Source organism: Bradyrhizobium sp. BRP23 (genome assembly GCF_020194135.1).
Taxonomy (GTDB): Bacteria; Pseudomonadota; Alphaproteobacteria; order Rhizobiales; family Xanthobacteraceae; genus Bradyrhizobium; species Bradyrhizobium yuanmingense.
The window spans coordinates 69,476-93,516 of sequence record NZ_JADYVW010000016.1 but is presented as its reverse complement, the minus strand read 5'-3'; the positions used below and the strand labels follow the sequence as shown (position 1 = coordinate 93,516).

Here is a 24,041-nt window from a genome sequence, read left to right as displayed (position 1 = left end):
TGGGGCAACTATGTCAGGCGTGATCGTGTCGATGCGTCGGACGCTGTTGTCGTGCACATCGCTGGCGCGCAACGGCTTGGTGGGAGGCGCTCTCGCAGCGCTGCTGCCGGCTGCGCCGGCCAAGGCCGCCGACCTCATCGACACCCTCGCCCTCGTGATGGATCTCAACCGGCAGGAACTCGCGGTGCTCGCCACTGCGCTGGCCCTGCTCGGCTTCTCGGTGATGGCCGCGATCCTGTTGATGCGGACGCGGGTGCGCACGGCGAAGAACGAGGCGCGGCTTCGCGCGCGGATCGGGGAACTTCAGCTCCAGGCCGACCGCTTCGGCGCACTGTTGTTCGCCGAGCCGCAGATCCTGATCTCATGGCCGGCGGGCGACAACCGCGCGCAGATTTCCGGCGATATCGCGCTGGTGCTGCCGCGCGATTCCTCGCCGCAGCGCGTGCTGGCGTTCGGAACCTGGCTGCCGCCGGAACCGGCGCTGCGGATGGACCATGCGGTCGATGCGCTGCGCGAGCGCGGCGACGGGTTCCAGCTGACGCTGACCACCGCGCACGGCCATATGCTGGAAGCGATCGGGCGCGCCATCGGCGGCCAGGCCATCGTCCGCATTCGCGAGCTCTCGGGCCTGCGCCGTGATCTGGCCGAAACCAATCTGCGCTACAAGGCGCTCTCCGACGAGACCGAGATGCTTCGCGGCTTTGCCGCGGCCGCACCGTGGCCGATCTGGGCGAAGGGCGAGAACGGCGCGCTGACCTACGCCAACCCGGCCTATGTGCGCGCCACTGAGGCGACCAGCGCCATCGATGCCCAGGAACGCAAGCTCGAGCTGCTCGACAGCGACGACCGCAATGCGATGGAGCGGGGGCTGAAGGACGCCGCCAATTTCACCTCGCGGCTGCCGATCGTGGTCGGCGGCGAACGGCGCATCTACGACGTGCGCGCCGTCAATGTCGGCAGCGGCAGCGTCGGCGTCGCCATCGATGCCAGCGAGGCGGATGCGCTGAGCTCGGCGCTGGTGCGCATGGCGGAGGCGCACCGCCGCACGCTCGACCAGCTCTCCTCCGGCGTTGCCGTGTTCGACGGCCAGCGGCGCCTTGCCTTCTACAACGATTCCTATCGCCGGCTGTGGGATCTCGATCGCAACTTCCTCGACGCCCATCCGGACGATTCCAGCGTGCTCGACCAGCTCCGCGCCGCGCGCAAATTACCGGAGCAGCCGGATTTCCGCGCCTGGAAGGCCAAGCTGCACGAGGCCTATCGCGCGGTCGAGACCGCCAAGGACACCTGGTTCCTGCCTGACGGACGCGCGCTTTCGGTCGTCACCACGCCGAACCCGGAAGGAGGCGTCACCTATCTGTTCGACGATGTCACTGAAAGCCTCGACCTCGCCCGCCGCTTCGACGGCCTGATCCGCGTCCAGCGCGAGACGCTGGACAGCCTCGCCGAGGGGGTCGCGGTGTTCGGCAGCAACGGCAAGGCGCAGCTGTTCAATCCGGCCTTCGTGCGGATGTGGAAGCTGTCGAGCGATGCCATGCGCGACGAGCCGCATATCCAGACCGTCGAAGGCTGGTGCCATCAGCTGTTCGACGATCCGCAAGTCTGGCGCCAGATCCGCGAGGCCATCACCGCGATCGAGAACCGCGCCGACCTGCCGCTGAAGCTGGAGCGCAAGGACGGCAGCGTACTCGATGGCATGATCCGGCCGCTGCCGGACGGCGCCACCATGCTGACCTTCCAGGACATCACCGACACCGAGAATGTCGAGCGCGCGCTGCGCGAGCGCAACGAGGCGCTGGAGGCGGCCGACCAGATGAAGGTGGATTTCGTCCACCACGTCTCCTACGAGCTGCGCTCGCCGCTCACCACCATCATCGGCTTCGCGCATTTCCTCAGCGATCCCTCGACCGGACCGCTGACGCCGAAGCAGGCCGAATATCTCGACTACGTCACCAAATCGACCAACGCTCTGCTCGCGCTCACCAACAACATCCTGGATCTCGCCACCATCGACGCCGGCGCGATGAAGCTGGAACTCGGGCAGGTCGACGTCAGCAAGGCCATCGAGCTTGCCGCCGAGGGCATCCAGGACCGGCTCGCCACCGACCGCATCCGCCTCAAGGTCGAGATCGCGCCCGACGTCGGCAGCTTCGTCGGCGACGAGAAGCGCGTGGTGCAGGTGCTCTATAACCTCCTCGCCAACGCGGTCGGGTTTTCTCCACAGGATTCCACCGTCGGCATCAGCGCGCGGCGCACGGACCGCAGCGTGGTCTTCACCGTGACAGATTCGGGCCCTGGAATACCTGCCGACATGAAAGACAAGGTGTTCAACTGGTTCGAAAGCCGCTCGCAGGGCTCGCGTCACCGCGGCGCCGGGCTCGGCCTGTCGCTGGTGCGCTCCTTCGTCGAGCTGCATGGCGGCAAGGTGCGGGTGGATTCGATCGTCGGCCGCGGCACGGTCGTGATCTGCGATTTCCCGACCGACCAGGCGGCGCATCGCGACGCCGCCGAATGACGGAAACAACCACATTCTCCGTCGCGCTTCACAACGAGACGGCCACGGCGCAATTAATGGCCGACCTCGCGCTGCTGGTCGGTCCCGGTGACGTCATTACGCTGACCGGCGATCTCGGCGCCGGCAAGACCGCGGCGGCGCGCAGCCTGATCCGCTATCTCGCCGGTGACGATGCGCTGGAAGTGCCGAGCCCGACCTTCACGCTGGTGCAGGGCTACGAGCTGCCGCCCTTCCCGGTGCTGCATGCCGATCTCTACCGTGTCGAGGAGGAGAGCGAGCTCGAGGAGATCGGGCTGTCGCCGCTGCCCGATGCCACGCTGGTGCTGATCGAATGGCCGGAGCGCGCCCCGTCGGCGATGCCCGAGAACCGCATCGACATCGCGCTGACGCATCGGCCGGCGCTGGGCGCGAGCGCACGTGCCGCCGACATCACAGGCCATGGCAAGAGCGCAGCTATAGTTGCGCGGCTGAAGGCGCTGCGCGACTTCCTCGACGCATCCGGTTACATCGATGCGACGCGCAAGCGCATGCCGGGCGACGCCTCGACACGCTCCTACGCGCGGCTGGTGCGCGATGAGGACATCGTCATCCTCATGAACTTCCCACAGCGGCCCGACGGCGCGGCGCTCTACAACGGAAAATCCTACAGCGCCGCGGTGCATCTGGCCGAGAACGTAAAACCCTTCGTCGCCATCGACGAAGGCCTCCGGGCGCAGGGGATCTCCGCGCCTGCGATCCATCATTTCGATCTCGACCAGGGCTTTCTGATCTCCGAGGATTTCGGCAGCGAGGGCGTGATCGAGGGCGATCCGCCGCGGCCGATTCTCGGGCGCTACGAAGCCGCCACCGACGTGCTGGCGATGCTGCACGGCAAGACGCTACCGGAGACGCTGCCGCTGGACGGGCAGACCTACGCGATCCCCGTCTTCGACGTCGAGGCGCTGCTGATCGAGATCGGGTTGATGCCGGAATGGTATTTGCCCGATCGCAACGCGCCGCTGAGCGATGAGGCGCGCGCGGAATTTTTTGCGATGTGGCGCGAATTGCTGAAGAGACCGCTGGCGGCGCCGAGGACGTGGATCATCCGCGACTATCACTCGCCCAATCTGATCTGGCTCGGCGAGCGCAACGGTGTCGAACGCGTCGGCGTGATCGATTTCCAGGACGCCGTGCTGGGGCCGCAATCCTACGACGTGGTGTCGCTGCTGCAGGATGCCCGCATCGACGTACCCGAGACTATCGAGCTGACGCTGCTGTCGCGCTACATCAAGGCGCGGCGGGCGCAGGACACGAGCTTCGACGCCGCCGGCTTCGCCGAGCTCTACGCGATCATGTCGGCGCAGCGGAACACGCGCCTGCTCGGCACCTTCGCCCGGCTCAACCGCCGCGATGGCAAGCCGCATTACCTGCGCCATCAGCCGCGGATCTGGACCTATCTCCAGCGCTCGCTGGCGCATCCCGCGCTCGCCCATCTGCGCGACTGGTATCTCGCCAACGTCCCGCCGCCGGGCTGATTCAGGACCGATTTACCGGCCGTTAGCCAAGATGTCGCTATTCTGGCGCCGAGGGAGCCGGAACATTGCGGGGCTGGAGCGGGGCAGATGGCAGCGAAAGCGGATCAGCGCGGAAATAGCCGGGTCATTTTCGAGCGCGGGTTTTCGGCCCAGATGATGGGAATCGACGGCACCTGGCGGCGCGACTGCACCATGGAGGACGTCTCCGAGACCGGCGCCAAGCTGACCATCGACGGCTCGGTCGAAGGTCTGCATCTGAAGGAATTCTTTCTCCTGCTGTCCTCCACGGGGCTCGCCTACCGGCGTTGCGAGCTGGCCTGGGTCAATGGCGACCAGATCGGCGTCAATTTCCTGAAAGTGGGCGACAAGAAGAAGAAGGTACGTTCCACAGCCGTTGGGGCGTGACGGCAACACCCGTCGTACAACCGTCACGGCGGGTGGTTAAGGCGGTCGAGATGCGGTGCGGCAGATCGAGCCTCGTGTTAGGATTGCGACGCGAAAAGGTCTGAGAAGGGGAAGGATGTCCGTCAAGCCGACCAAAGCCATGGTGCTCGCCGCAGGGTTTGGCCTGCGCATGCGCCCCCTGACGGACAAGATGCCGAAGCCGATGGTGCCGGTCGCAGGCCAGCCGTTGCTCGACCACGTGCTCGACAAGCTCGGCCAGGCCGGCGTGACCGAGGCGGTGGTCAACGTGCACTACCTGCCGGACCAGATCATCGACCACGTCGCATCACGCCAGCTTCCGCGCGTGACGATCTCCGACGAGCGCAACCAGGTGCTCGGCACTGGTGGCGGCGTCGTCAAGGCGCTGCCGCTGCTCGGCGATGCGCCGTTCTTCCATGTCAATTCCGACACGCTGTGGATCGACGGTGTGCGCTCGAACCTGACGCGGCTCGCGGAAAATTTCGACCCTGATCGCATGGACATCCTGCTCCTGATGGCGCCGACTGCGACCAGCATCGGCTATGGCGGTCGCGGCGATTACGGCATGCTGCCCGACGGCGCCTTGCGCAAGCGCAAGGAGAAGGAGGTCGTTCCGTTCGTCTATGCCGGCGCGGCGATCATGTCGCCCGCGATCTTCGTGGACGCACCCAAGGGCGAATTCTCGCTGACGAAGATGTTCGATCGCGCGGGCGAGCAGGAACGGCTGTTCGGCCTGCGCCTCGATGGCGTCTGGATGCATGTCGGCACGCCCGACGCCGTGCACGCCGCGGAAGAGGCGTTCTTGGAGAGCGTGGCTTAGGGGCTGCCTCGAAGAGGCCGTAGCCCGGATGGAGCGTAGCGTAATCCGGGCCCTCTCGCCGCGGAGCAGCATCCCGGATTGCGCTGCGCTCCATCCGGGCTACGAACCTCGGCGAACAGCGGGGACGACTCCTCCGCCACCCATGACCAATTGACCCCGCCTCCCTATATTGCCTGATCCTTCGAATCAGGCAGCTCATGCGCGTATTCAGCGTTCCCATCTCAGTTCCGTTCCTGCGCACGGTCGTCACCGCCCTGCTCGATGGGCGGCTGGTGGAGGGATTCGAGGCGCGCAAGGAACCGGCGCGGCTGGCGGACGCGACGCTGTATCTGCCGACGCGGCGCGCCATGCGGATCGTGCGCGAGATTTTCCTCGATGAAATGAAGGCGGATGCCGTCGTGCTGCCGCGCATCGTCGCGCTCGGCGACATCGACGAGGACGAGCTCGCTTTCGCGGGCGAGAGCGAACAGTTTTCCGGGACCGCGCCGCTCGACATTCCGCCGCGCCTGGGCGAGCTCGAACGGCGCCTGACGCTGGCGCAGCTCGTCGCCGCCTGGGCCAAGGGCCCGGTGCTGGCGCCGCTGGTGGTGGGCGGCCCCGCCTCGACGCTGGCGCTGGCGTCCGATCTCGCGCGCCTGATCGACGACATGGTGACGCGCGGCGTCGACTGGAGCGCCCTTGATGGGCTGGTACCCGACAACCTCGACCGCTATTGGCAGCACTCGCTCGAATTCCTGCGCATCGCCCGCATCGCCTGGCCCAATCATCTCGCCGAGATCAACCGGATCGAACCGGCCGCGCGGCGCGATCTTCTGATCGCCGCGGAGGCGAGGCGCTTGACCGCGCATCCAAATGGACCCGTGGTTGCGGCGGGCTCGACCGGCTCGATGCCGGCCACCGCAAAATTCCTCCATGCGGTCGCATTGCTGCCACACGGCGCCGTGGTGTTGCCCGGCCTCGACACCGATCTCGACGAGGACGCCTGGCGCAGCATCGGCGGCGTGCGCGATTCGCTCGGCAAGTTCGCGGAACATCCGGCCTCGAACCATCCGCAATATGCCATGCATGCGCTGCTGGATCGCTTCGGCATCAAGCGCAGCGACGTCGAGATTTTGCAGCCGCCAGCGGAAGACGGCCGCGACCTGCTCGCGTCGGAATCGATGCGGCCGTCCGCCAAGACCGAGGTCTGGCACGACCGGCTGAAGCAGCCCGATGTTGCCGCGAAGATCGCGGGCGGCATGAAGAACCTCGCGGTGGTCGAAGCGCCCAATCCTGAAATGGAAGCGCTCGCCATCGCCATCGCCATGCGCGAGGCCAGACACCTGGACAAATCCGCGGCGCTGGTCACGCCCGACCGCGCCCTGGCGCGGCGGGTGATGGCGGCGCTGACCCGATGGGATCTCGCCTTCGATGATTCCGGCGGCGACGTCTTGATGGAGACATCCGCCGGCACGTTTGCGCGCCTCGCGGCGGAGGCGGCGACCAAGGGCCTGGAGCCGCCGACGCTGCTGGCGATGCTGAAGCATCCGCTGTGCCGGCTCGGCCGCGCGCCGGGCGCGTGGAAGATGGCAATCGAGAGCCTGGAGCTTGCGCTGCTGCGCGGCACGCGCCCGCCGGCAGGCACGGCCGGCCTCCTGCGCGAGTTCAACCGCTTCCGCGAGGAGCTGGCAAAGCTGTGGCGCAGCGAGGTCTCCGCACTGCATCGCGCCGAGCCGCGGGCGCGTCTCAAGGCCGAGGATCTCGATCGCATCCAGGCTCTGATCGACGCCCTGCAAAAGGCATTGGCGTCGATCGAGAGCCTGCCGCCGGCGAAGCCGTATGATTTCGCGGAGCTTGCGCATCGGCATCGCGAGATCATGATCGAGCTGTCGCGCGACGATCAGGGCATTCCGCTCGCCTTCGAGGATCGCGATGGACTCGCGCTCGCCGGCGCCTTCGACGATCTCTTGCGCGGCGGCACGACCAGCGGATTGCTGGTGCAGCTAGCGGACTACGCGGGCGTGTTCCAGACCGCCTTCGGGGACCGCGCGGTGCGGCGGCGCGACAGGCCGGGCGCACGGTTGCAAATCTACGGCCCGCTGGAATCGCGCCTGATGCAGGCCGACCGCATCATCATTGGCGGCCTGATCGAAGGCGTCTGGCCACCGGCGCCGCGCATCGATCCCTGGCTCAGCCGGCCGATGCGGCACGAGCTCGGGCTCGATCTGCCGGAGCGCCGCATCGGCCTGTCCGCCCATGACTTCGCGCAATTGCTCGGCGGCGACGAGGTCATTCTCACTCACTCGGCCAAGGCCGGCGGCGCGCCGGCGGTGGCCTCGCGCTTCCTTCATCGGCTGGAGGCGGTGGCCGGCGATGAGCTCTGGCAGGCGGCGGTTCGCGCCGGCGAGACATATGTGCAGTTCGCTTCGGCGCTCGACCAGCCCGACGAGGTCAAGCCGATCAAGCAGCCGGAACCACGGCCGCCGCGCGCGACACGCCCGCTCAAAATGTCCGTCACCGAGATCGAAGACTGGCTGCGCGACCCCTACACGATCTACGCCAAACGCATCTTGCGGCTCGATGCGCTCGATCCCGTCGACATGCCGCTCTCGGCCGCCGACCGCGGATCGGCGATTCACGATGCCATCGGCGAATTCACGGAAAGCTATGCGGCGCGCCTGCCCGACGATCCCGCGCGGGTGCTGCGCGCGATCGGCGAGAAGCACTTTGCACCGCTGATGGAGCGGCCCGAAGCACGGGCGCTGTGGTGGCCGCGCTTCCAGCGCATCGCGCGCTGGTTCGGCGAATGGGAGACGGCGCGGCGCGAGGCGATCGCGGCGATCGTCGCGGAGACCCGTGGCGAGATCTCGTTCATGCTCGATCCTCAGCGCAGCTTCCGCCTTTCCGCGCGCGCCGACCGCATCGAACGCCGCCAGGGCGGCGGCTACGCCATCCTCGACTACAAGACCGGCCAGCCGCCGACCGGCAAGCAGGTCCGCATGGGCCTGTCGCCGCAGCTGACGTTGGAAGCCGCGATCCTGCGCGAGGGCGGTTTTCCCGACATCGACGCCGGCGCCTCCGTGAGCCAGCTCGTCTATGTCCGCCTCAGCGGCAACAATCCACCCGGCGAGGAGCGCATCCTCGAGCTCAAGTACAAGCCCGGCGACGAGCCGCAGCCGCCGGACACCGCGGCCGCCGAGGCGAGGGCAAAGCTGGAAGCGCTGATCCGCGCCTTCGAGGACGAGAACCAGGCCTATACATCGCTGAACCTGCCGATGTGGGCGAATCGCTACGGCACCTATGACGACCTTGCCCGGATCAAGGAATGGTCCGCGGCCGGCGGGTTGGGGATCGAGGAATGGTGAAGGCGCCGCGTCCCATCCCTGACGAGGTGCGAGCGCGGCAGGCGCGCGCCTCCGATCCGACTGCATCGGCCTTCGTCTCGGCCAATGCCGGCTCGGGCAAGACCCATGTGCTGGTGCAGCGCGTGATCCGCCTGCTGCTCTCGGGCGTGCCACCGGAGAAGATCCTCTGCATCACCTTCACAAAAGCTGCCGCCGCCAACATGGCCGAGCGCGTGTTCACCACGCTCGGCCATTGGGTGATGCTGGACGATGATGCGCTCGACGCGGCGATCCGCGCGGTCGGCATCCCGCATCCCGGCGCAAAGCTGCGCCGCGACGCGAGAAAACTGTTCGCCTGCGCGCTGGAGACGCCGGGCGGGCTGAAGGTGCAGACCATCCACGCACTGTGTACCCGCCTGCTCCAGCAATTTCCGTTCGAGGCCAACGTTCCCGCACGCTTCGCCGTGATCGACGAGCGCGACCAGACCGACATGATGGAACGCGCCAATTTGAAGGTGCTGCTGGAAGCCGCACGCGATCCGGAGAGCGTCACCGGCCGCGCGCTGCTGACGGCGATGGCGAGCGCCGCGGATGTCACCTTCAAGGAGGTCGTGCGCGAGGCGTGCCTCAGCCGCGATCATTTCATGGCCTGGACCGACCAGGCCGGCGATGCGGAAGCCGCAGCGGCGCAGATGGCTGCGGTGCTGGGCGTTGACATCGGCGACCGTATCGAAGCCGTCGAGACGGAGATTCTCGACGGCCCGTTCCTGCCGCGCGCGCGCTGGGACGACATTGCCTTCGCGCTGGAGGACGGCAGCAAATCCGACAATGACCAGGCAGGGCGGCTGCGCGCGGCAAAGGTGTTTTCCGGCAGCGATCAGGTCGACGCCTATCTGTCCGTCTTCCTCACCGACGACAAGCTGCCGCGCAAGGCAGTGCTGACCAAGAAGTTCTGCGATCACAATCCGTCCGTGGCCCGCCTGTTCGAAGCCGAGGCGCAGCGCCTTGCAGGGCTGATCGAAAAGCGCCGCGCCGTGACGGTTCGGGACCGCACCGCGGCCCTGCTGCATATCGCGACAGCGGCCGCCGCGAATTACCGCCGCGAGAAGCAGGAGCGCGGCCTGCTCGACTACGACGACCTCATCGACAAGACGCTGGCGATGCTGGACCGCATCGCCTCGGGCTGGGTGCATTACAAGCTCGACCGCGGCGTCGATCACGTATTGATCGACGAGGCGCAGGATACCAGCCCGCGGCAATGGGACATCATCGCGCACATCATCTCCGAGTTCACCGCCGGCGAAGGTGCGCGCGAGGGGCTGAACCGCACCATCTTCGCTGTCGGCGACGAGAAGCAGTCGATCTTCTCGTTCCAGGGCGCAGCTCCCCACGAGTTCGACGCGCGCAGGCGCGAGCTGCATCGCAAGTTCACCGCCGCCGGCCTGAAATTCGATCCGGTCGCCTTCACCTATTCGTTCCGCTCGGGCGCGACGATCCTGCATTCGGTCGACCACGTCTTCCGCGATCCCGCGATCTACAAGAGCATCCATTCGGTCGAGATCGGCCATCCCCTGCACAATTCGCTGAGCGATGCCGGCCCGAGCGTGATCGAGCTGTGGGATCTCGCCGAGGCCGACGATCGGCAGGACATCGAGGGCTGGCGTGCGCCATTCGACGGCGTCGCCGTCACCAGCCCCGAGGTCAAGCTTTCCCGACGCATCCAGGCCGAGATCAAGCGGCTGGTCGAGAGCGGCACGCTGACCGGGCACGAGGGCGAGCGTCGTCCTCTTCGCTATGGCGACATGCTGATTCTGGTGCGCCGGCGCGGCAACGCATTCGACGCCGTGATCCAGGCGCTGAAGCACGCTGGTATCCCGGTCGCCGGCGCCGACCGCCTCAAGCTGACCGAGCACATCGCCATCATCGACCTGATGAACCTGGCCGACGCGCTGCTGCTGCCGCAGGACGATCTCGCGCTCGCGGTGGCGCTGAAGTGCCCGCTATTCGGGCTCGATGACGACGATTTGTTCCAGCTTGCGTGGGACCGCAAGGGATCGCTGCGCCGCGCGCTGGGCGACCATGCGGCCACAAGCGAGAAATTCACCACGGCGTTGCGACGCCTAGAAGCCTGCGAGATCCGCGCCCGCGAGGAGACGCCGTTCGCGTTCTACGCCTGGCTGCTGGGCGGCGATGGCGGGCGTGCGCGCATCCTGCGCCGGCTCGGCCACGAGGCCAATGACGCGCTCGACGAATTCCTGGAGCTCGCGCTGAACTACGAGCGCAAGGCGCCGGCTTCGCTGCAGGGCTTCATGGCCTGGCTCCGCTCGGCCGACACCGAAGTGAAGCGCGACATGGAGATCTCGCGCGACGAGGTGCGGGTCATGACCGTACACGGCGCCAAGGGCCTGGAGGCCTCGGTCGTGTTCATGGTCGACACCACGTCTTCGCCCGCGGACTCGCAGCGGCTGCGGCTGATCCAGGTACCGCGCGGCAATGGCGGCGAGGTCGTGGTCTGGGCCGGCCGCAAGGCCGACGATCCCAGGCCTGTCGCCGAGGCGCGCAAGGCGATGCTGGAGGAGACCGAGGACGAATATCGCCGCCTGCTCTACGTCGCGATGACGCGCGCGGCCGATCGGCTGATCGTCGGCGGCTGCATGCCCGGCAACGTGAAGACGGTGCGCAAGCTGAGCTGGTACGACCTCGTCGACACCGGGCTCAAAGGCTCGGGCCTCGACAAGCAGGTGATCGAGACGCCGCTCGGCAAGGTCACCCGGTTCGCCCGTCCTGAGGACGTCGCGGCGCTGGGCGCGCCGGCGGCCTCCGTGCACCAGACCATCGCGCTGGCGGAGTGGCTGCGGACACCGGCCCCGCGCGAGACCATCGACGAGGATCCCGTGCGCCCCTCGGGCCAGCCTGCCGAGGAGGGCCGCAGCGTCCGATCGGGCGAATCGGTGCAGTCGCGCGCGCTGGCGTTGCAACGCGGCACGCTGGTGCATCGCCTGTTGCAATCGCTGCCCGAGATCGCCGGCGAGCGCCGGCGCGAGGCCGCGCTCGGCTTCATGGCGCGCAACGCCGCGGACTGGCCGGAGGCCGATCGCATCGCACTGGCCGACAAGGTGCTCGCCCTGATCACGGAGCCGCGTTTCGCGCCCGTCTTTGCCGCCGGCAGCCGGGCGGAGGTCGCCATCGCCGGGCGGCTGGAGCGGCCGGGCCGCACGCCGGCCCTGGTATCGGGACAGATCGACCGGCTGGTCGTGCGCCCAGAGGAAGTCCTGATCGTCGACTTCAAGACCAACCAGGCAGCGCCCAAAAGCGCGGCCGAGGCGCCGGCGGCCTATGTCCGGCAGCTTGCGCTATACCGGGCGGTGCTGTCGCGGCTTTATCCCCAAAGGTCCGTCAGGGCCGTCCTGCTCTGGACCGAGGCCCTTGAATATATGGAGATTTCGGCCCCCGCGCTGGACGCGGCGCTGGCATCCCTTCATCTCGGTGTGAGCGTCCTTGACCCGGCAAGGGGCCGTTCATAGGTTCACCCCATGATCCCGGGCGCGATTCCAGGTCGCGCCGATTCTCTTTCAACCGAGTGAGGTACTCCCAATGGCCGTTAGCAAGGTTTCCGACGCCGATTTCGAAGCCGAAGTGCTCAAGGCGAACGGCCCCGTGGTCGTCGATTTCTGGGCCGAATGGTGCGGCCCCTGCCGCATGATCGCACCCGCGCTCGACGAGATCGCCGGCGCGATGGGCGACAAGGTCAAGATCGTGAAGCTCAATGTCGACGAGAGCCCGAAGACCGCCTCGAAGTATGGCGTGATGTCGATCCCGACTCTGATGATCTTCAAGGGCGGCGAAATGGCCTCGCGCCAGGTTGGCGCCGCGCCGAAGGCGAAGCTGCAGCAGTGGATCACCTCCGCGGTCTGATCAACTGGCCAGGATTATTGGCGCAAGATTATTTTCGACAACGGCCGGCGAAAGCCGGCCGTTTGGCGTTGATGGGGCGTATTCAGCGTATGACGAGTCCTGCCCTTGCCTGCTCCTCCCCGAAAGCGCGATCGCAAGCCCACCGCTCTCGCCGCAATGGAGGCGCGCTCGGTCGACGCGATCCCGCGCGGCGGTGAATGGCAATATGAACCCAAGTGGGACGGCTTCCGCTGCCTGCTGGCGCGCAACGGCAGCAACGTCGACCTGCGCTCCAAATCCGGCGAGGACCTCGCGCGCTATTTCCCGGAAGTCGTCACTGCGGCCTTGGCGCTGAAGGCCGACCGCTTCACGCTCGACGGCGAGATCGTCGTGCCGCAGGGCAAGAGCTTTTCCTTCGACGCGCTGCTGCAACGAATCCATCCGGCGGCCAGCCGCGTGAAGAAGCTCTCAGTGGAGACCCCGGCGCTCTACCTCGTCTTCGATCTGCTCGCGACATCCGGACAGAAGGGCCTGGCTGAGAAGACGCTGCGCGAGCGCCGGCCGGCGCTGGAAGCCTTCGCGAAAGCCAACATCAAGGGCAGCCTGTTCCGCCTCTCACCGGCGACCACGAGCTACGCCACGGCCAAGAAATGGCTGGCGCGATCCGGCGGCGGCTCGGACGGCGTCATCGCCAAGCGGATCGATCTGCCCTACCAGGCGGGCAATCGCGACGGTATGCAGAAGATCAAGAAATTCCGCAGCGCCGATTGCGTGGTCGGCGGCTTCCGCTACGCCACCAACAAGATCGCCGGCCGGAACGTCGTCGGCTCGCTGCTGCTCGGGCTCTACGACGATGATGGCCTGCTGCATCACGTCGGCTTCACCTCGGCGATCAAGGCGGAGGCGAAGCCTGGTATGACCGATCGGCTCGAAGCACTGATCGGCGAGCCCGGCTTCACCGGCAACGCGCCGGGCGGGCCGAGCCGCTGGTCGACCGAGCGTTCCGCAAAGTGGTGTCCGCTCAAGCCGAAGCTGGTGATCGAGGTCTGCTACGACCATTTCAGCGGCGAACGCTTCCGTCACGGCACCTCAATCCTGCGCTGGCGCCCGGACAAGGCGCCGCGGCAATGCACGTTCGAGCAGCTGAAGCAGAAGGCGGCCGATCCGATGAAGCTGTTGAAGTAGCCCGTAGCCCGGATGGAGCGGAGCGTAATCCGGGAATCATGCCCCAAGCAACGATGGCCCCGGATTGCGCTCCGCTCCCTCCGGGCTACGCAGCAACACCTACTTGATCCACCCCGTCGCCAGCGCGTTCGCAAGCTCCGGCTGACCATTGCGGCGCGCCAGCGCGGCCATGGCCCCGTGATCGTAGGCGACGTGGCGGAACGTCACCTGCCAGGCAGCATCGGCACGTTCGAGGATCGCATAGCGCGCGTGCGGCGTGCCGGCCTCGACCACATGCGCGTACGGATGCTTGTCGCGAAAACCAGGGCTACCGACGCTGCCGGGATTGACGATCAGCCGGCCGTCGCGCAGGCGCACCGCGCGGGCGAGGTGGGTGTGGGCGCACAGGATCAGCGATTGCGTGATGCCGTCCGCGAGCTGCTCGATGCGGTCGAGCGGCGACAGCGCCACCGTGCCGTCGGGATGAACGGTGTCGAGCCAGTACACCTCATCGCTGCCGGGCGTCGCGTGGCAGACGAACACCTGCTCACGGAAGACACGCGTCATCGGCTGCGCGCGCAGCCAATCGAGGTGGGCGGCATCGAGCTGTTCGTAGGCGGGACGATCCCACGACCCCATCTTCTCCGGCGGACGGTCGAGCAGATAGCGGTCGTGATTGCCGAGGACGTGCACGGCATCGAGCGGCATCAGGATCTCGATGGTGCGGCGCGCATCGAGCGGGCCACTCAGCATGTCGCCGAGATTGACGATGTCGGCAATACCGAGCGCGCGGATGTCGGCGAGCACGGCCTCCAGCGCGAGATAGTTTCCGTGGACATCGGCAATCGCGGCGAAGCGCATTGGCATTTCCTGTAGCCCGGATGGAGCGCAGCGTAATCCGGGACCTTCCTTGCTTGTGGCACGATCCCGGATTGCGCTTCGCTCCATCCGGGCTACGGCAACCTCTATGCAGGCGGCGTGCCGTTGATGGCCAGCACGTGGCCGGCGAGATACAGCGAGCCGGTGATCAGGATCCGCGGCGGCAACTCGTAGGCGAGCTGCGCCAGCGCGCGCAGGGCGGCCTCGACGCCGGGGGCGGGCTCGACGCGCATGCCGAGGCTGCGCGCGGCATCGGCGAGACGGTCGACCGGCATCGCATTCTCCGTGTCGGGAATCGGCACTGCGATGATGTGACGGGTGAGGCCGGCGAAATTGGCGAGGAAGGCGTGCGCATCCTTGTTGGCCATCATGCCGGCGATGATCACCAGCGGCCGCGACACCCGCTCCTCGAGGTCGCCGAGCGCGGCCGCCGCAACGCGCCCGCCCTCGGCATTGTGGCCGCCGTCGAGCCAGATCTCCGAGCCCTGCGGACCCCAGGACAGCAACTCGCCCGAGGTGAGGCGCTGCATCCGCGCCGGCCAGTCGGCACCGACGATGCCGGCCTCGAACGCGGCGTGATTGACCTTGATGGTCGGCAGCGCGCGTAGCGTCGCGATCGCGAGCCCGGCATTGGCGAACTGGTGGCGCCCGAACAGACGCGGCGCCGGCAGGTCCATCAAGCCGCGATCGTCGGAATAGACCAGACGTCCGCGCTCGACATTGACGTGCCAGCTCTCGCCTGCGGCGAACAGCGGCGCACGCATGCGCCTCGCCTGCGCTTCGATCACGGCCATCGCCTCCGGCATCTGCTCGGCGCAAATCACGGGCACGCCGCGCTTGATGATCGCGGCCTTCTCGCCGGCAATCGACGCCAACGTATCGCCGAGGAAATCCGTGTGATCCATGCTGACGGGCGTGATCACAGAGGCCGCCGGCTGATCGACCACGTTGGTCGAATCCAGCCGGCCGCCGAGGCCGACTTCGAGCAGCACGATGTCGGCCGGGTTCTGCGCGAACAGCAAGAAGGCAGCCGCCGTCTTCAGTTCGAACAATGTCGCGGCCTCGCCGGCATTGACGCGCTCGACCTCTTCCAACGCCGCGCGCAGTTCGTCGTCGCCGACGAGCACGCCGCCACTGAGGCGGCCAAGCCGGAAACATTCGTTGATGCGGACGAGATAAGGGGACGTATAGGCGTGGACGCGAAGACCTGAGGCCTCCAGCGTCGCGCGCAGATAAGCGAGCGTCGAGCCCTTGCCGTTGGTGCCGGCAATGTGGATCACCGGCGGCAGCTTGCGCTCGGGGTGGCCGAGCCGCTCGAGCAGACGGTGCATCCGCTCCAGCCCGAGATCGATGCGCTTCTGATGCAGGGTCGACAGCCGCCCGATCAACTCGTCGAGCGGTCTCTTTGCACTGTCAGGGGAGGCGTTCACGCGTGCGGCGCAGCCGGCGCCGTCTCGGCGGCCGATACGATCTGCGCCGGGCTGGCGACCGGCTCCACGGGCTTCGATGCGCCTTCCTGCGCCGGCGCCTTGGTCAAGAGGCGGCAGAGCCGCGCCAGCGTCGGCCGCAGCTCGTGGCGATGCACGACCATGTCGACCATGCCGTGCTCCTTGAGGTACTCGGCGCGCTGGAAACCTTCAGGCAGCTTCTCGCGGATGGTCTGCTCGATCACGCGCGCACCGGCAAAGCCGATCAGCGCGCCGGGCTCGGCGATCTGGACGTCGCCGAGCATCGCATAGGACGCGGTGACGCCGCCGGTGGTCGGATTGGTCAGCACGACGATGTAGGGCAGCTTTGCCTCGCGCAGCATCTGCACGGCTACGGTGGTGCGCGGCATCTGCATCAGGGACAAAATGCCTTCCTGCATGCGGGCGCCGCCGCTGGCCGCGAACACGATGAACGGCGACTTCTTCTCGACCGCGAGCTCCATCCCGCGCACGATGGCTTCGCCCGCGGCCATGCCGAGCGAGCCGCCCATGAAGTCGAAATCCTGCACGGCGACGACGACGGCGGAGCCTTCGAGCTTGCCGTAGCCGACCTTGACCGCATCATTCAGATTGGTCCGCGCCCGAGCATCCTTGACGCGGTCGACATATTTCTTCTCGTCGCGGAACTTGAGCGGGTCAGGGGTGACTTCGGGCAGCGCCACGTCGAACCAGGTCTCGTTGTCGAAGATCGACTTGAGCCGCGCGACCGCGCCCATGCGCATGTGATAGTTCGAGCCGGGAATGACGAACTGGTTGGCCTCGACGTCCTTGTAGAACACGAGCTGTCCGGAATCCGGGCACTTGATCCACAGGTTCTCCGGCGTCTCCCGCCGCAGCATGTTGCGGATCTTCGGCCGGACCACGTTGGTAAGCCAGTTCATGGTTTGCTCCGATGTGCGATCCCGCCGGGAATCGCCTGAAGGATATATGGCGGCCGGACATCTGCCCGGCAAGCCGCCGTGTCGCCCGCGTTAGAGCATGATCCGGAAAAGTGTGAAGCGGTTTTCCGACCAGATCATGCTCAAACTAAAGAGCTACAGCGGAATTATGGCCTATTCCGCCGCCTGCTGCGCGCCCTTGACGCCCTGGGCCAGAGCGGCCGTCAATTCGGCGACGGCGTTAACGGTCTTGGCGGTCGCCCGTCCCTCGGCATCGAGGCTGTTCTTGAGGGCGTCGACCAGCGCGGTGCCGACCACCGAACCATCGGCCTTCTCGGCAATGGCGCGCGCCGCCTCCGGCGTGCGGATGCCGAAACCGACGCAGATCGGCAGCCTGGTATGCCGCTTGATGCGCGCGACAGCTTCGCCGACGGCATTGGCGTCCGCCGCCGCTGCACCGGTGATGCCGGCGATCGAGACGTAATAGACAAAGCCTGATGTGTTCGCGAGCACCGCAGGCAGGCGCTTGTCGTCAGTAGTCGGCGTCGCCAGGCGAATGAAGTTGAGCCCCGCCTTCAGCGCAGGAATGCAGAGCTCGTCGTCTTCCTCCGGCGGCAAATCGACGATGATCAGGCCGTCGACGCCGGCCGTCTTGGCATCAGCCAAGAACTTGTCGACGCCGTAGATGTAGATCGGATTGTAATAGCCCATCAGCACCAGCGGCGTGACATTGTCGTCCTTGCGGAAGTCGCGCACCAGCTCCAGCGTCCTCTTCAAGGTCATGCCGATCTTGAGCGCACGCAGGCCTGCAGCCTGGATCGAGGGACCATCCGCCATCGGATCGGTGAAGGGAATGCCGAGTTCGATGACGTCGGCGCCGGACTTCGGCAGCGCCTTGACGATCTCGAGCGAGGTCGCGGGATCGGGATCGCCGGCCATCACATAGGTGACAAAGGCCGCGCGGCCTTGGCTTTTCAGCTCGGCAAAACGGGTATCGATACGCGTGGTCACTTCTTGCCCCTCAGGATGTCGCCGACCTGCGGGACGTCCTTGTCGCCGCGGCCGGAGAGATTGACGACCATCAGGTGGTCCCGCGGCCGCTTCGGCGCGAGCTCCATCACCTTGGCGATGGCATGCGCGGGCTCGAGCGCGGGGATGATGCCTTCGAGCTTTGACAGCAGCTGGAACGCGGCGAGCGCCTCGTCATCGGTCGCGGAGAGATAATTGACGCGGCCGACCTCGTGCAGCCAGGAATGCTCAGGGCCGATGCCGGGATAATCGAGACCGGCCGAGATCGAATGCGCGTCCTGGATCTGGCCGTCGGCATCCATCAAGAGATAGGTGCGGTTGCCGTGAAGCACGCCGGGGCGGCCGCCCGCGATCGAGGCCGCATGCAGCTGCGTCAGGCCATGGCCGGCGGCTTCGACGCCGAAGATCTCCACGGAGGAATCATCGAGGAACGGATGGAACAAGCCCATCGCGTTGGAGCCGCCGCCGATGCAGGCCACCAGCGAATCCGGCAGGCGCCCCTCGATCTCCTGCATCTGCGCCTTGGTCTCGTCGCCGATGACCGACTGGAAATCGCGCACCAAGGTCGGATAGGGATGCGGACCGGCCACCGTGCCGATGCAATAGAAGGTGTTATGCACGTTGGTGACCCAGTCGCGCAGCGCCTCGTTCATGGCATCCTTCAGCGTGCGCGTGCCCGACTGCACCGGCATCACCTTGGCGCCCAGCATCTCCATGCGGATGACGTTGGGCTGCTGCCGCTCGACGTCGACGGCGCCCATATAGACCACGCATTCGAGGCCAAAGCGCGCGCACAGCGTCGCGGTGGCAACGCCGTGCTGGCCCGCGCCGGTCTCGGCGATGATGCGCTTCTTGCCCATGCGCCGTGCCAGCATGATCTGGCCGAGCACGTTGTTCACCTTGTGCGAGCCGGTGTGGTTGAGCTCTTCACGCTTGAGGTAGATCTTGGCGCCGCGGAGATGCTCGGTCAGGCGCTCGGCGAAATAGAGCGGCGAGGGCCGGCCGACATAGTTCTTGAGGTAGCCGTTCATCTCGGCCTGAAACGCCGGATCGGCCTTGGCCGCGGTGTAGGCCTTCTCCAGGTCGAGGATCAGCGGCATCAAGGTTTCGGCGACGAAGCGCCCGCCGAAAATGCCGAAATGGCCGCGCTCGTCGGGGCCGCTGCGGTAGGAATTTGGCTTGGCAATGTTCATCGGACGCTCAACTCTTGACTGGCATCTTTGCTGGCGCGCGCGGCGCGGATGAAGGCCTTGATCATCTCTGGGTCTTTCACGCCGGGAGCGCTCTCGACACCGGAGGACACGTCGACGCCGCTGGCGCGGGTGACACGAAGGGCCTCGGCGAGATTCTCGGCGTGCAGCCCCCCCGAAACCATATAGGGCAGTTTCAGATCGAGCTTTTCGAGCAGGTGCCAGTCGAAGGGCTCCCCGAGGCCGCCGGGCCGCGTCGCGTCCTTCGGCGCGCGCGCATCGAACAGGATGCGATCGGCGACCGCGGCGTAGCCGGGCAGCACCGCGAGATCGGCCGCTGTCGCGACCGGGACCGCCTTCATCACCGGGCGGCCGAAGCGTTGCTTGAGGTCGCGCAGCCGCGCCACGCTCTCCCCGCCGTGGAGCTGGAAGATGTCCGGCGACAGCGCGTCCATGATGTTGTCGAGCGTTGCGTCATCGGCATCGACCGTGAGCGCCACCTTGAGCGCGCGCCGCTTGACCTGACGGCCGAGGTCACGGCCGAGTTCCAGGGACAGGTGCCGGGGCGACGGCGGAAAGAACACGAACCCGACCATGTCGGCGCCCGCCTCGAGCGCCGTTTCGAGCGTCTCGGGCGTGGACAGGCCGCAGATCTTGACGAGCAGGGACATGGTCTCAAAGCGGGTAGAGGCCGCGGGTCCGCGGCCGGAAAACGGGGCTTTTCGGTCGGGGCCGCTTCTACAACGTCGCGCGCTGCTTGTCTCGCCCGACGGGCCCGTACAGGCCCATCCCGGAGGGAACGGGAAGGCGCTGGGACTCCGCCTTCGCTGCCGTCGCCTGGGCCCGCAGATCGGCCAGTTCGGCCCTGACGGCCCGGGCCTCCGCGTCATTCCGGCGCGCCGCGCGCCGCCAGCGCCGCTGGCCGAGCCAGACGGCGGAGCCGCCCGCGACAACGCCCAGGGCCGCCGCCAGGATCAGCAACAGGAACAGCGGCAGGGTGATCGACAGCGAGGGGTCGTCGGCAATGAAGGGGTCGAAGGAGACCGTGACGAAATGCCTGTTGGCGACGGCGAACGCCACCAGGATCAGGCCCAGCGGAAGTACGATCAGCGCGGTCAGGAACTTTCGCATCTGGCTTCGCTCGCCTTGAATCAAGCTTGCGGCCGCATCCTGTGCGACCGCGAAAAACCCCAAAGCGCGCTCACATCGCGCTCTAGTCTACGCCGCCGGGATCCGGATGGTCGCGGTTCAGCCGCTCGCGCATTTCCTTGCCGGTCTTGAAGAACGGAACGCTCTTCTGATCGACGGGCACATGGGCGCCGGTGCGTGGATTGCGCCCTGCGCGCGCAGGGCGATGCTTGACCGAGAAGGCACCGAAGCCGCGCAGCTCGACGCGGTCACCGCGTGCAAGCGCCGCTACGATCTCTTCGAGAATCGCATTCACAATGTTCTCGACATCCCGCTGGTACAGATGCGGGTTGTGCTCGGCGATACGCTGAACAAGTTCGGATTTGATCATCGAGAGATAGGACCCGGGAGCGTGCGGATGACCATTTCCGTGAAAATACCGTGATCTGTCAAGACGCTAAATCAAGGATGGGCGTCGTGAAAATGCGTGACAAATGCCGAAAAAGCAGGCTGCGCCAGCACGCGTCAGACGCGAAAAAGCTCTGAAACTCGCCTGCCGACGGTCAGTTGGACGCAGCCGGCTGCCACAAGGCCAGCATTCCATCCATTCCGAGCCGATCCACCGCCTGCGCGACGCCGGTTTGCCCGATCTGGTGCGCGATCGAGCCCAAACCGAGCGCTTCCAGCGTCAATGCGGCCGCCGTCTTCAGGAACGGCAGGTCGCCGAAGCGCGGCTGGAGCTTGTAGTCGCGCACCGGTAGCCCCTTCTTGACGCCCTTCTGCTCGACCAGCCAGGTCACGGCCGTCTTCTCGTCGCCGATCTGGTCGATCAGCTTGAGATCGATCGCCTGGCGCCCGGTGAAGACGCGGCCGTCGGCGACTTTTTCGAGCTGCGTGTCATCCATGCCACGCCGCTCCTTCACCATCCCCTTGAACCAGGCATAGGAATCCTTCACCAGCGCATCGAGCGCGGCGCGCGCCTCGGGACTGGTCGGCTCAAAACCGTTGGGCGCCGCCTTCAGCGGCGAGGACTTCACCTCCTCGACCTTGACGCCGATCGTCTTCATGAGCTCGGAGAGGTTGGGGTACTGGAACAGCACGCCGATGGAGCCGACCAGGGAGCTTTGCTGGGCGACGATGTGGTCGCTCGCAATCGCGGTGATGTAGCCCCCGGAGGCGGCCAGCCCCTCCACCACCACCACCAGCGGCTTTTTCGCCTTGAGACGGACCAGCGAGTCATAGAGCTGCTCGGAGCCGGCGGTGGTGCCGCCGGGCGAGTTGATGTGAACGATGACGGCGGCGGCCTGCGAATTCTCGAGCCGCTCCAGCGCCTGCGTGCGGTCGGAATCGCTGCGGATCAATCCCTCGATCTGGACGCGCGCGATCGAGCCGGCGGATGCGAGGGTGCCGCGTGCACCGGGCGTCGCAATCAGCGCGAAGCTTGCAATCGCCGCGATCGCGATCAGCGCCGCCATCACCCGCCAGAACGTCAGCTTGCGGCGGATCCTGCGGCGATCGACGATGATGTCCGAATCGAGCGACATCGGAATATCTCCAAATGAAAGATCAGGCGCGTTGTGCCGTCACGGCGTGACCATTGGCCTATCTCGATACATCAATTGCGGCGCAATTTGAAGAAAACAAGGCCTCGTGTGGGGCAAGCAAGTCGTCGCAGACTCGGTCGTCATCCCCGCCTAGTGCGCAATTGCGCACGGGGGCGGGGATCCATAACCCCAAGGAGGAGTCGTCGAGCGAGCTGGCAACTCCGAGTCTTCGTCAAACTCCTCCCTGGGGTTATGGGTCCCGGATCGGCGCTCCGCTTCGCGTCGCTTGTCCGGGACGACAGCGGAGTTCGTGGAGACAGCAACAAAAAAGCCCCGGCTTGCGCCGGGGCCTTGATGTCGCAAAACGGACGTTTCGCTTACTTGCTGTCGCGGTTCTTCAGCGCGGTGCCGAGGATGTCGCCCAGCGTCGCACCCGAATCCGAGGAGCCGTACTGCGCGATGGCTTCCTTCTCTTCGGCGACTTCGAGCGCCTTGATCGACACCTGGACCTTGCGGGCCTTCTTGTCGAACTGGATGACGCGGGCATCGACCTTCTCGCCGACGGCGAAGCGTTCGGCGCGCTGGTCGTTGCGGTCACGGGCGAGCTCGGAGCGCTTGATGAAGGTGGTGAAGTCGGTACCGGCGATCTTAACCTCGATACCGCTTTCCTTCACTTCGAGCACTTCGCAGGTCACGACCGCACCCTTCTTGACATCGCCCGGCTCGGCGAAGGGATCGCCTTCGAGCTGCTTGATGCCGAGCGAGATGCGCTCCTTCTCGACGTCCACATCGAGCACCACGGCCTTCACCATGTCGCCCTTCTTGTAGTTGTCGATCACCTGCTCGCCCGGAAGCTTCCAGTCGAGATCGGAGAGGTGGACCATGCCGTCGACGTCGCCCTCGAGGCCCAGGAACAGACCGAACTCGGTCTTGTTCTTGACCTCGCCCTCGACCACCGAACCGGTCGGGTGCTTCTCGACGAAGACCTCCCAGGGGTTGCGCATGGTCTGCTTGAGGCCGAGCGAGATGCGGCGCTTGACGGAATCCACTTCCAGCACCTGCACGTCGACTTCCTGCGAGGTCGACACGATCTTGCCAGGGTGCATGTTCTTCTTGGTCCACGACATCTCGGAGACGTGGATCAGGCCTTCGATGCCCGGCTCGAGCTCGACGAACGCACCGTAGTCGGTGATGTTGGTGACGCGGCCGGTGAAGCGGGCACCCAGCGGGTACTTGGCTTCGATGCCCTGCCACGGATCGTCCAGCAGCTGCTTCATGCCCAGCGAGATGCGGTGCGTCTCGTGGTTGATCTTGATGATCTTGACCTTCACGGTCTGGCCGATCGAGAGCACCTCGGTCGGGTGGTTGACGCGGCGCCAGGCGATGTCGGTGACGTGCAGGAGGCCGTCGATGCCGCCGAGGTCGACGAACGCACCGTAATCGGTGATGTTCTTGACCACGCCGTCGATGACCTGACCCTCTTCGAGGTTCTGCACCAGCTCCTGGCGCTGCTCGGCGCGGGTCTCTTCCAACACCGTGCGGCGGGACACGACGATGTTGCCGCGGCGGCGGTCCATCTTCAGGATCTGGAACGGCTGCGAGTTGTTCATCAGCGGCGCAACGTCGCGGATCGGACGGATGTCGACCTGCGAGCGCGGCAGGAAGGCCACGGCACCGTCGAGGTCGACGGTGAAGCCGCCCTTGACCTGGTTGAAGATGACGCCGTTGACCTTCTCGTTGTTCTGAAACGCCTTCTCCAGCTTGCCCCAGCTCTCTTCGCGGCGCGCCTTGTCGCGCGACAGCACGGCTTCGCCGAGGGCGTTTTCAATGCGATCGAGGAACACTTCCACCTCGTCGCCGACCTTGAGGTCGCTCTCACGGCCGGGGCCGGAAAATTCGCGCAGCGCGACGCGGCCCTCGGTCTTCAGGCCGACGTCGATGACGGCCATGTCCTTTTCAATTGCAACCACCTTGCCCTTGACGACGGAGCTTTCCTGCAGGTTGCCACCTGCGAAGGACTCGTCGAGCATCGCGGCGAAATCGTCGCGCGACGGGCTATAGGTATCAGCAGAAGTCGAAGCCATTTGTTCTCCAGTTGCGGATGTCTGCCGGCCGTTGGGTTCATGGGCGCATCGCGCGCGCAGTGTCGGAAGGTCCGCAAGACCTTCGAGCGACCGCTCGTTGCCCCGATCTAGCGACCAGAACAGCGGAAGCGGGCCGGCTGAGGCCCGCGCGTTCGATACGTTGAAAGCT

Annotated in this window: 18 protein-coding genes; 8 read left to right on the top strand and 10 right to left on the bottom strand. The window is 66.4% G+C overall.

The features are described from left to right. Positions 1 to 10: 10 nt before the first annotated feature. The 8 genes from I6F24_RS31510 to I6F24_RS31475 all read left to right on the top strand — a co-directional run bounded on the left by I6F24_RS31510 (position 11) and on the right by I6F24_RS31475 (position 13,674). Positions 11 to 2,515: a PAS domain-containing sensor histidine kinase gene (locus I6F24_RS31510; RefSeq protein ID WP_225151982.1), complete on the top strand. Its 2,505-nt coding sequence runs from the start codon at positions 11 to 13 to the stop codon at positions 2,513 to 2,515. Further along, entirely contained in the window at positions 2,512 to 4,029 is a 1,518-nt protein-coding gene (gene tsaE / locus I6F24_RS31505) for a tRNA (adenosine(37)-N6)-threonylcarbamoyltransferase complex ATPase subunit type 1 TsaE (RefSeq protein WP_225151980.1), read from the top strand. Before I6F24_RS31510 ends, tsaE begins: the two co-directional genes overlap by 4 nt. 87 nt (positions 4,030 to 4,116) lie before the next feature. Then, positions 4,117 to 4,434 carry a PilZ domain-containing protein gene (locus I6F24_RS31500; protein WP_036009083.1) on the top strand — a complete coding sequence of 106 codons (318 nt, stop codon included), beginning with the start codon at positions 4,117 to 4,119 and terminating at the stop codon, positions 4,432 to 4,434. A gap of 115 nt (positions 4,435 to 4,549) precedes the next feature. Beyond that, positions 4,550 to 5,272 (top strand): nucleotidyltransferase family protein, encoded by a 723-nt coding sequence (locus tag I6F24_RS31495; protein WP_225151978.1) that lies wholly within the window; start codon positions 4,550 to 4,552, stop codon positions 5,270 to 5,272. A 197-nt stretch (positions 5,273 to 5,469) separates the two neighbouring features. Next, on the top strand, positions 5,470 to 8,616 hold the full coding sequence (gene addB, locus I6F24_RS31490) for a double-strand break repair protein AddB (protein WP_225151975.1): 3,147 nt from the start codon (positions 5,470 to 5,472) through the stop codon (positions 8,614 to 8,616). Next, the gene (addA, locus tag I6F24_RS31485; RefSeq protein ID WP_225151974.1) at positions 8,610 to 12,119 is read left to right on the top strand and encodes a double-strand break repair helicase AddA; all 3,510 of its coding nucleotides are present in this window, start codon (positions 8,610 to 8,612) and stop codon (positions 12,117 to 12,119) included. Before addB ends, addA begins: the two co-directional genes overlap by 7 nt. A gap of 70 nt (positions 12,120 to 12,189) precedes the next feature. After that, entirely contained in the window at positions 12,190 to 12,510 is a 321-nt protein-coding gene (trxA, locus tag I6F24_RS31480) for a thioredoxin (RefSeq protein WP_008540017.1), read from the top strand. A 156-nt stretch (positions 12,511 to 12,666) separates the two neighbouring features. Then, positions 12,667 to 13,674: an ATP-dependent DNA ligase gene (locus I6F24_RS31475; RefSeq protein ID WP_225152025.1), complete on the top strand. Its 1,008-nt coding sequence runs from the start codon at positions 12,667 to 12,669 to the stop codon at positions 13,672 to 13,674. A 99-nt stretch (positions 13,675 to 13,773) separates the two neighbouring features. Here the strand turns inward: I6F24_RS31475 and I6F24_RS31470 are convergent, their stop codons facing one another. From I6F24_RS31470 to rpsA, 10 genes are all read right to left on the bottom strand, one after another. Further along, positions 13,774 to 14,514 (bottom strand): metallophosphoesterase family protein, encoded by a 741-nt coding sequence (locus I6F24_RS31470; protein WP_036024451.1) that lies wholly within the window; start codon positions 14,512 to 14,514, stop codon positions 13,774 to 13,776. Between the two features lie 104 nt (positions 14,515 to 14,618). After that, complete coding sequence (locus tag I6F24_RS31465; protein ID WP_036024450.1) at positions 14,619 to 15,962, bottom strand: folylpolyglutamate synthase/dihydrofolate synthase family protein; 1,344 nt, start codon at positions 15,960 to 15,962, stop codon at positions 14,619 to 14,621. Then, positions 15,959 to 16,900: an acetyl-CoA carboxylase, carboxyltransferase subunit beta gene (gene accD / locus I6F24_RS31460; protein WP_036024449.1), complete on the bottom strand. Its 942-nt coding sequence runs from the start codon at positions 16,898 to 16,900 to the stop codon at positions 15,959 to 15,961. Before accD ends, I6F24_RS31465 begins: the two co-directional genes overlap by 4 nt. A 171-nt stretch (positions 16,901 to 17,071) precedes the next feature. After that, on the bottom strand, positions 17,072 to 17,908 hold the full coding sequence (trpA, locus tag I6F24_RS31455; protein WP_036024448.1) for a tryptophan synthase subunit alpha: 837 nt from the start codon (positions 17,906 to 17,908) through the stop codon (positions 17,072 to 17,074). Then, positions 17,905 to 19,119, bottom strand: coding sequence for a tryptophan synthase subunit beta (trpB, locus tag I6F24_RS31450; protein ID WP_036024444.1), 1,215 nt, complete (start codon positions 19,117 to 19,119; stop codon positions 17,905 to 17,907). Before trpB ends, trpA begins: the two co-directional genes overlap by 4 nt. Then, positions 19,116 to 19,787 carry a phosphoribosylanthranilate isomerase gene (locus tag I6F24_RS31445; protein ID WP_036024441.1) on the bottom strand — a complete coding sequence of 224 codons (672 nt, stop codon included), beginning with the start codon at positions 19,785 to 19,787 and terminating at the stop codon, positions 19,116 to 19,118. The genes trpB and I6F24_RS31445 overlap by 4 nt, the downstream gene beginning before the upstream one ends. A 67-nt stretch (positions 19,788 to 19,854) precedes the next feature. Further along, complete coding sequence (locus tag I6F24_RS31440; protein WP_036009133.1) at positions 19,855 to 20,247, bottom strand: lipopolysaccharide assembly protein LapA domain-containing protein; 393 nt, start codon at positions 20,245 to 20,247, stop codon at positions 19,855 to 19,857. An 82-nt stretch (positions 20,248 to 20,329) separates the two neighbouring features. After that, a complete protein-coding gene (locus I6F24_RS31435) occupies positions 20,330 to 20,635 on the bottom strand; it encodes an integration host factor subunit beta (RefSeq protein ID WP_025032949.1) in 306 nt (101 codons plus the stop codon). A gap of 172 nt (positions 20,636 to 20,807) precedes the next feature. Beyond that, complete coding sequence (gene sppA / locus I6F24_RS31430; RefSeq protein WP_036024439.1) at positions 20,808 to 21,788, bottom strand: signal peptide peptidase SppA; 981 nt, start codon at positions 21,786 to 21,788, stop codon at positions 20,808 to 20,810. A gap of 377 nt (positions 21,789 to 22,165) precedes the next feature. Then, positions 22,166 to 23,872, bottom strand: coding sequence for a 30S ribosomal protein S1 (rpsA, locus tag I6F24_RS31425; protein ID WP_036009120.1), 1,707 nt, complete (start codon positions 23,870 to 23,872; stop codon positions 22,166 to 22,168). Between the last annotated feature and the right edge of the window lie 169 nt (positions 23,873 to 24,041).

Excerpts from the sequence above, each read along its gene's own strand:
- rpsA (WP_036009120.1), bottom strand. The coding sequence starts at position 23,872 with ATGGCTTCGACTTCTGCTGATACCTATAGCCCGTCGCGCGACGATTTC.
- I6F24_RS31475 (WP_225152025.1), top strand. The coding sequence starts at position 12,667 with ATGGAGGCGCGCTCGGTCGACGCGATCCCGCGCGGCGGTGAATGGCAA.
- addA (WP_225151974.1), top strand. The coding sequence starts at position 8,610 with ATGGTGAAGGCGCCGCGTCCCATCCCTGACGAGGTGCGAGCGCGGCAG.
- I6F24_RS31445 (WP_036024441.1), bottom strand. The coding sequence starts at position 19,787 with ATGTCCCTGCTCGTCAAGATCTGCGGCCTGTCCACGCCCGAGACGCTC.
- tsaE (WP_225151980.1), top strand. The coding sequence starts at position 2,512 with ATGACGGAAACAACCACATTCTCCGTCGCGCTTCACAACGAGACGGCC.
- I6F24_RS31440 (WP_036009133.1), bottom strand. The coding sequence starts at position 20,247 with ATGCGAAAGTTCCTGACCGCGCTGATCGTACTTCCGCTGGGCCTGATC.
- addB (WP_225151975.1), top strand. The coding sequence starts at position 5,470 with ATGCGCGTATTCAGCGTTCCCATCTCAGTTCCGTTCCTGCGCACGGTC.
- trpB (WP_036024444.1), bottom strand. The coding sequence starts at position 19,119 with ATGAACATTGCCAAGCCAAATTCCTACCGCAGCGGCCCCGACGAGCGC.
- I6F24_RS31500 (WP_036009083.1), top strand. The coding sequence starts at position 4,117 with ATGGCAGCGAAAGCGGATCAGCGCGGAAATAGCCGGGTCATTTTCGAG.
- I6F24_RS31495 (WP_225151978.1), top strand. The coding sequence starts at position 4,550 with ATGTCCGTCAAGCCGACCAAAGCCATGGTGCTCGCCGCAGGGTTTGGC.
- accD (WP_036024449.1), bottom strand. The coding sequence starts at position 16,900 with ATGAACTGGCTTACCAACGTGGTCCGGCCGAAGATCCGCAACATGCTG.
- I6F24_RS31470 (WP_036024451.1), bottom strand. The coding sequence starts at position 14,514 with ATGCGCTTCGCCGCGATTGCCGATGTCCACGGAAACTATCTCGCGCTG.
- I6F24_RS31510 (WP_225151982.1), top strand. The coding sequence starts at position 11 with ATGTCAGGCGTGATCGTGTCGATGCGTCGGACGCTGTTGTCGTGCACA.
- I6F24_RS31435 (WP_025032949.1), bottom strand. The coding sequence starts at position 20,635 with ATGATCAAATCCGAACTTGTTCAGCGTATCGCCGAGCACAACCCGCAT.
- sppA (WP_036024439.1), bottom strand. The coding sequence starts at position 21,788 with ATGTCGCTCGATTCGGACATCATCGTCGATCGCCGCAGGATCCGCCGC.
- trxA (WP_008540017.1), top strand. The coding sequence starts at position 12,190 with ATGGCCGTTAGCAAGGTTTCCGACGCCGATTTCGAAGCCGAAGTGCTC.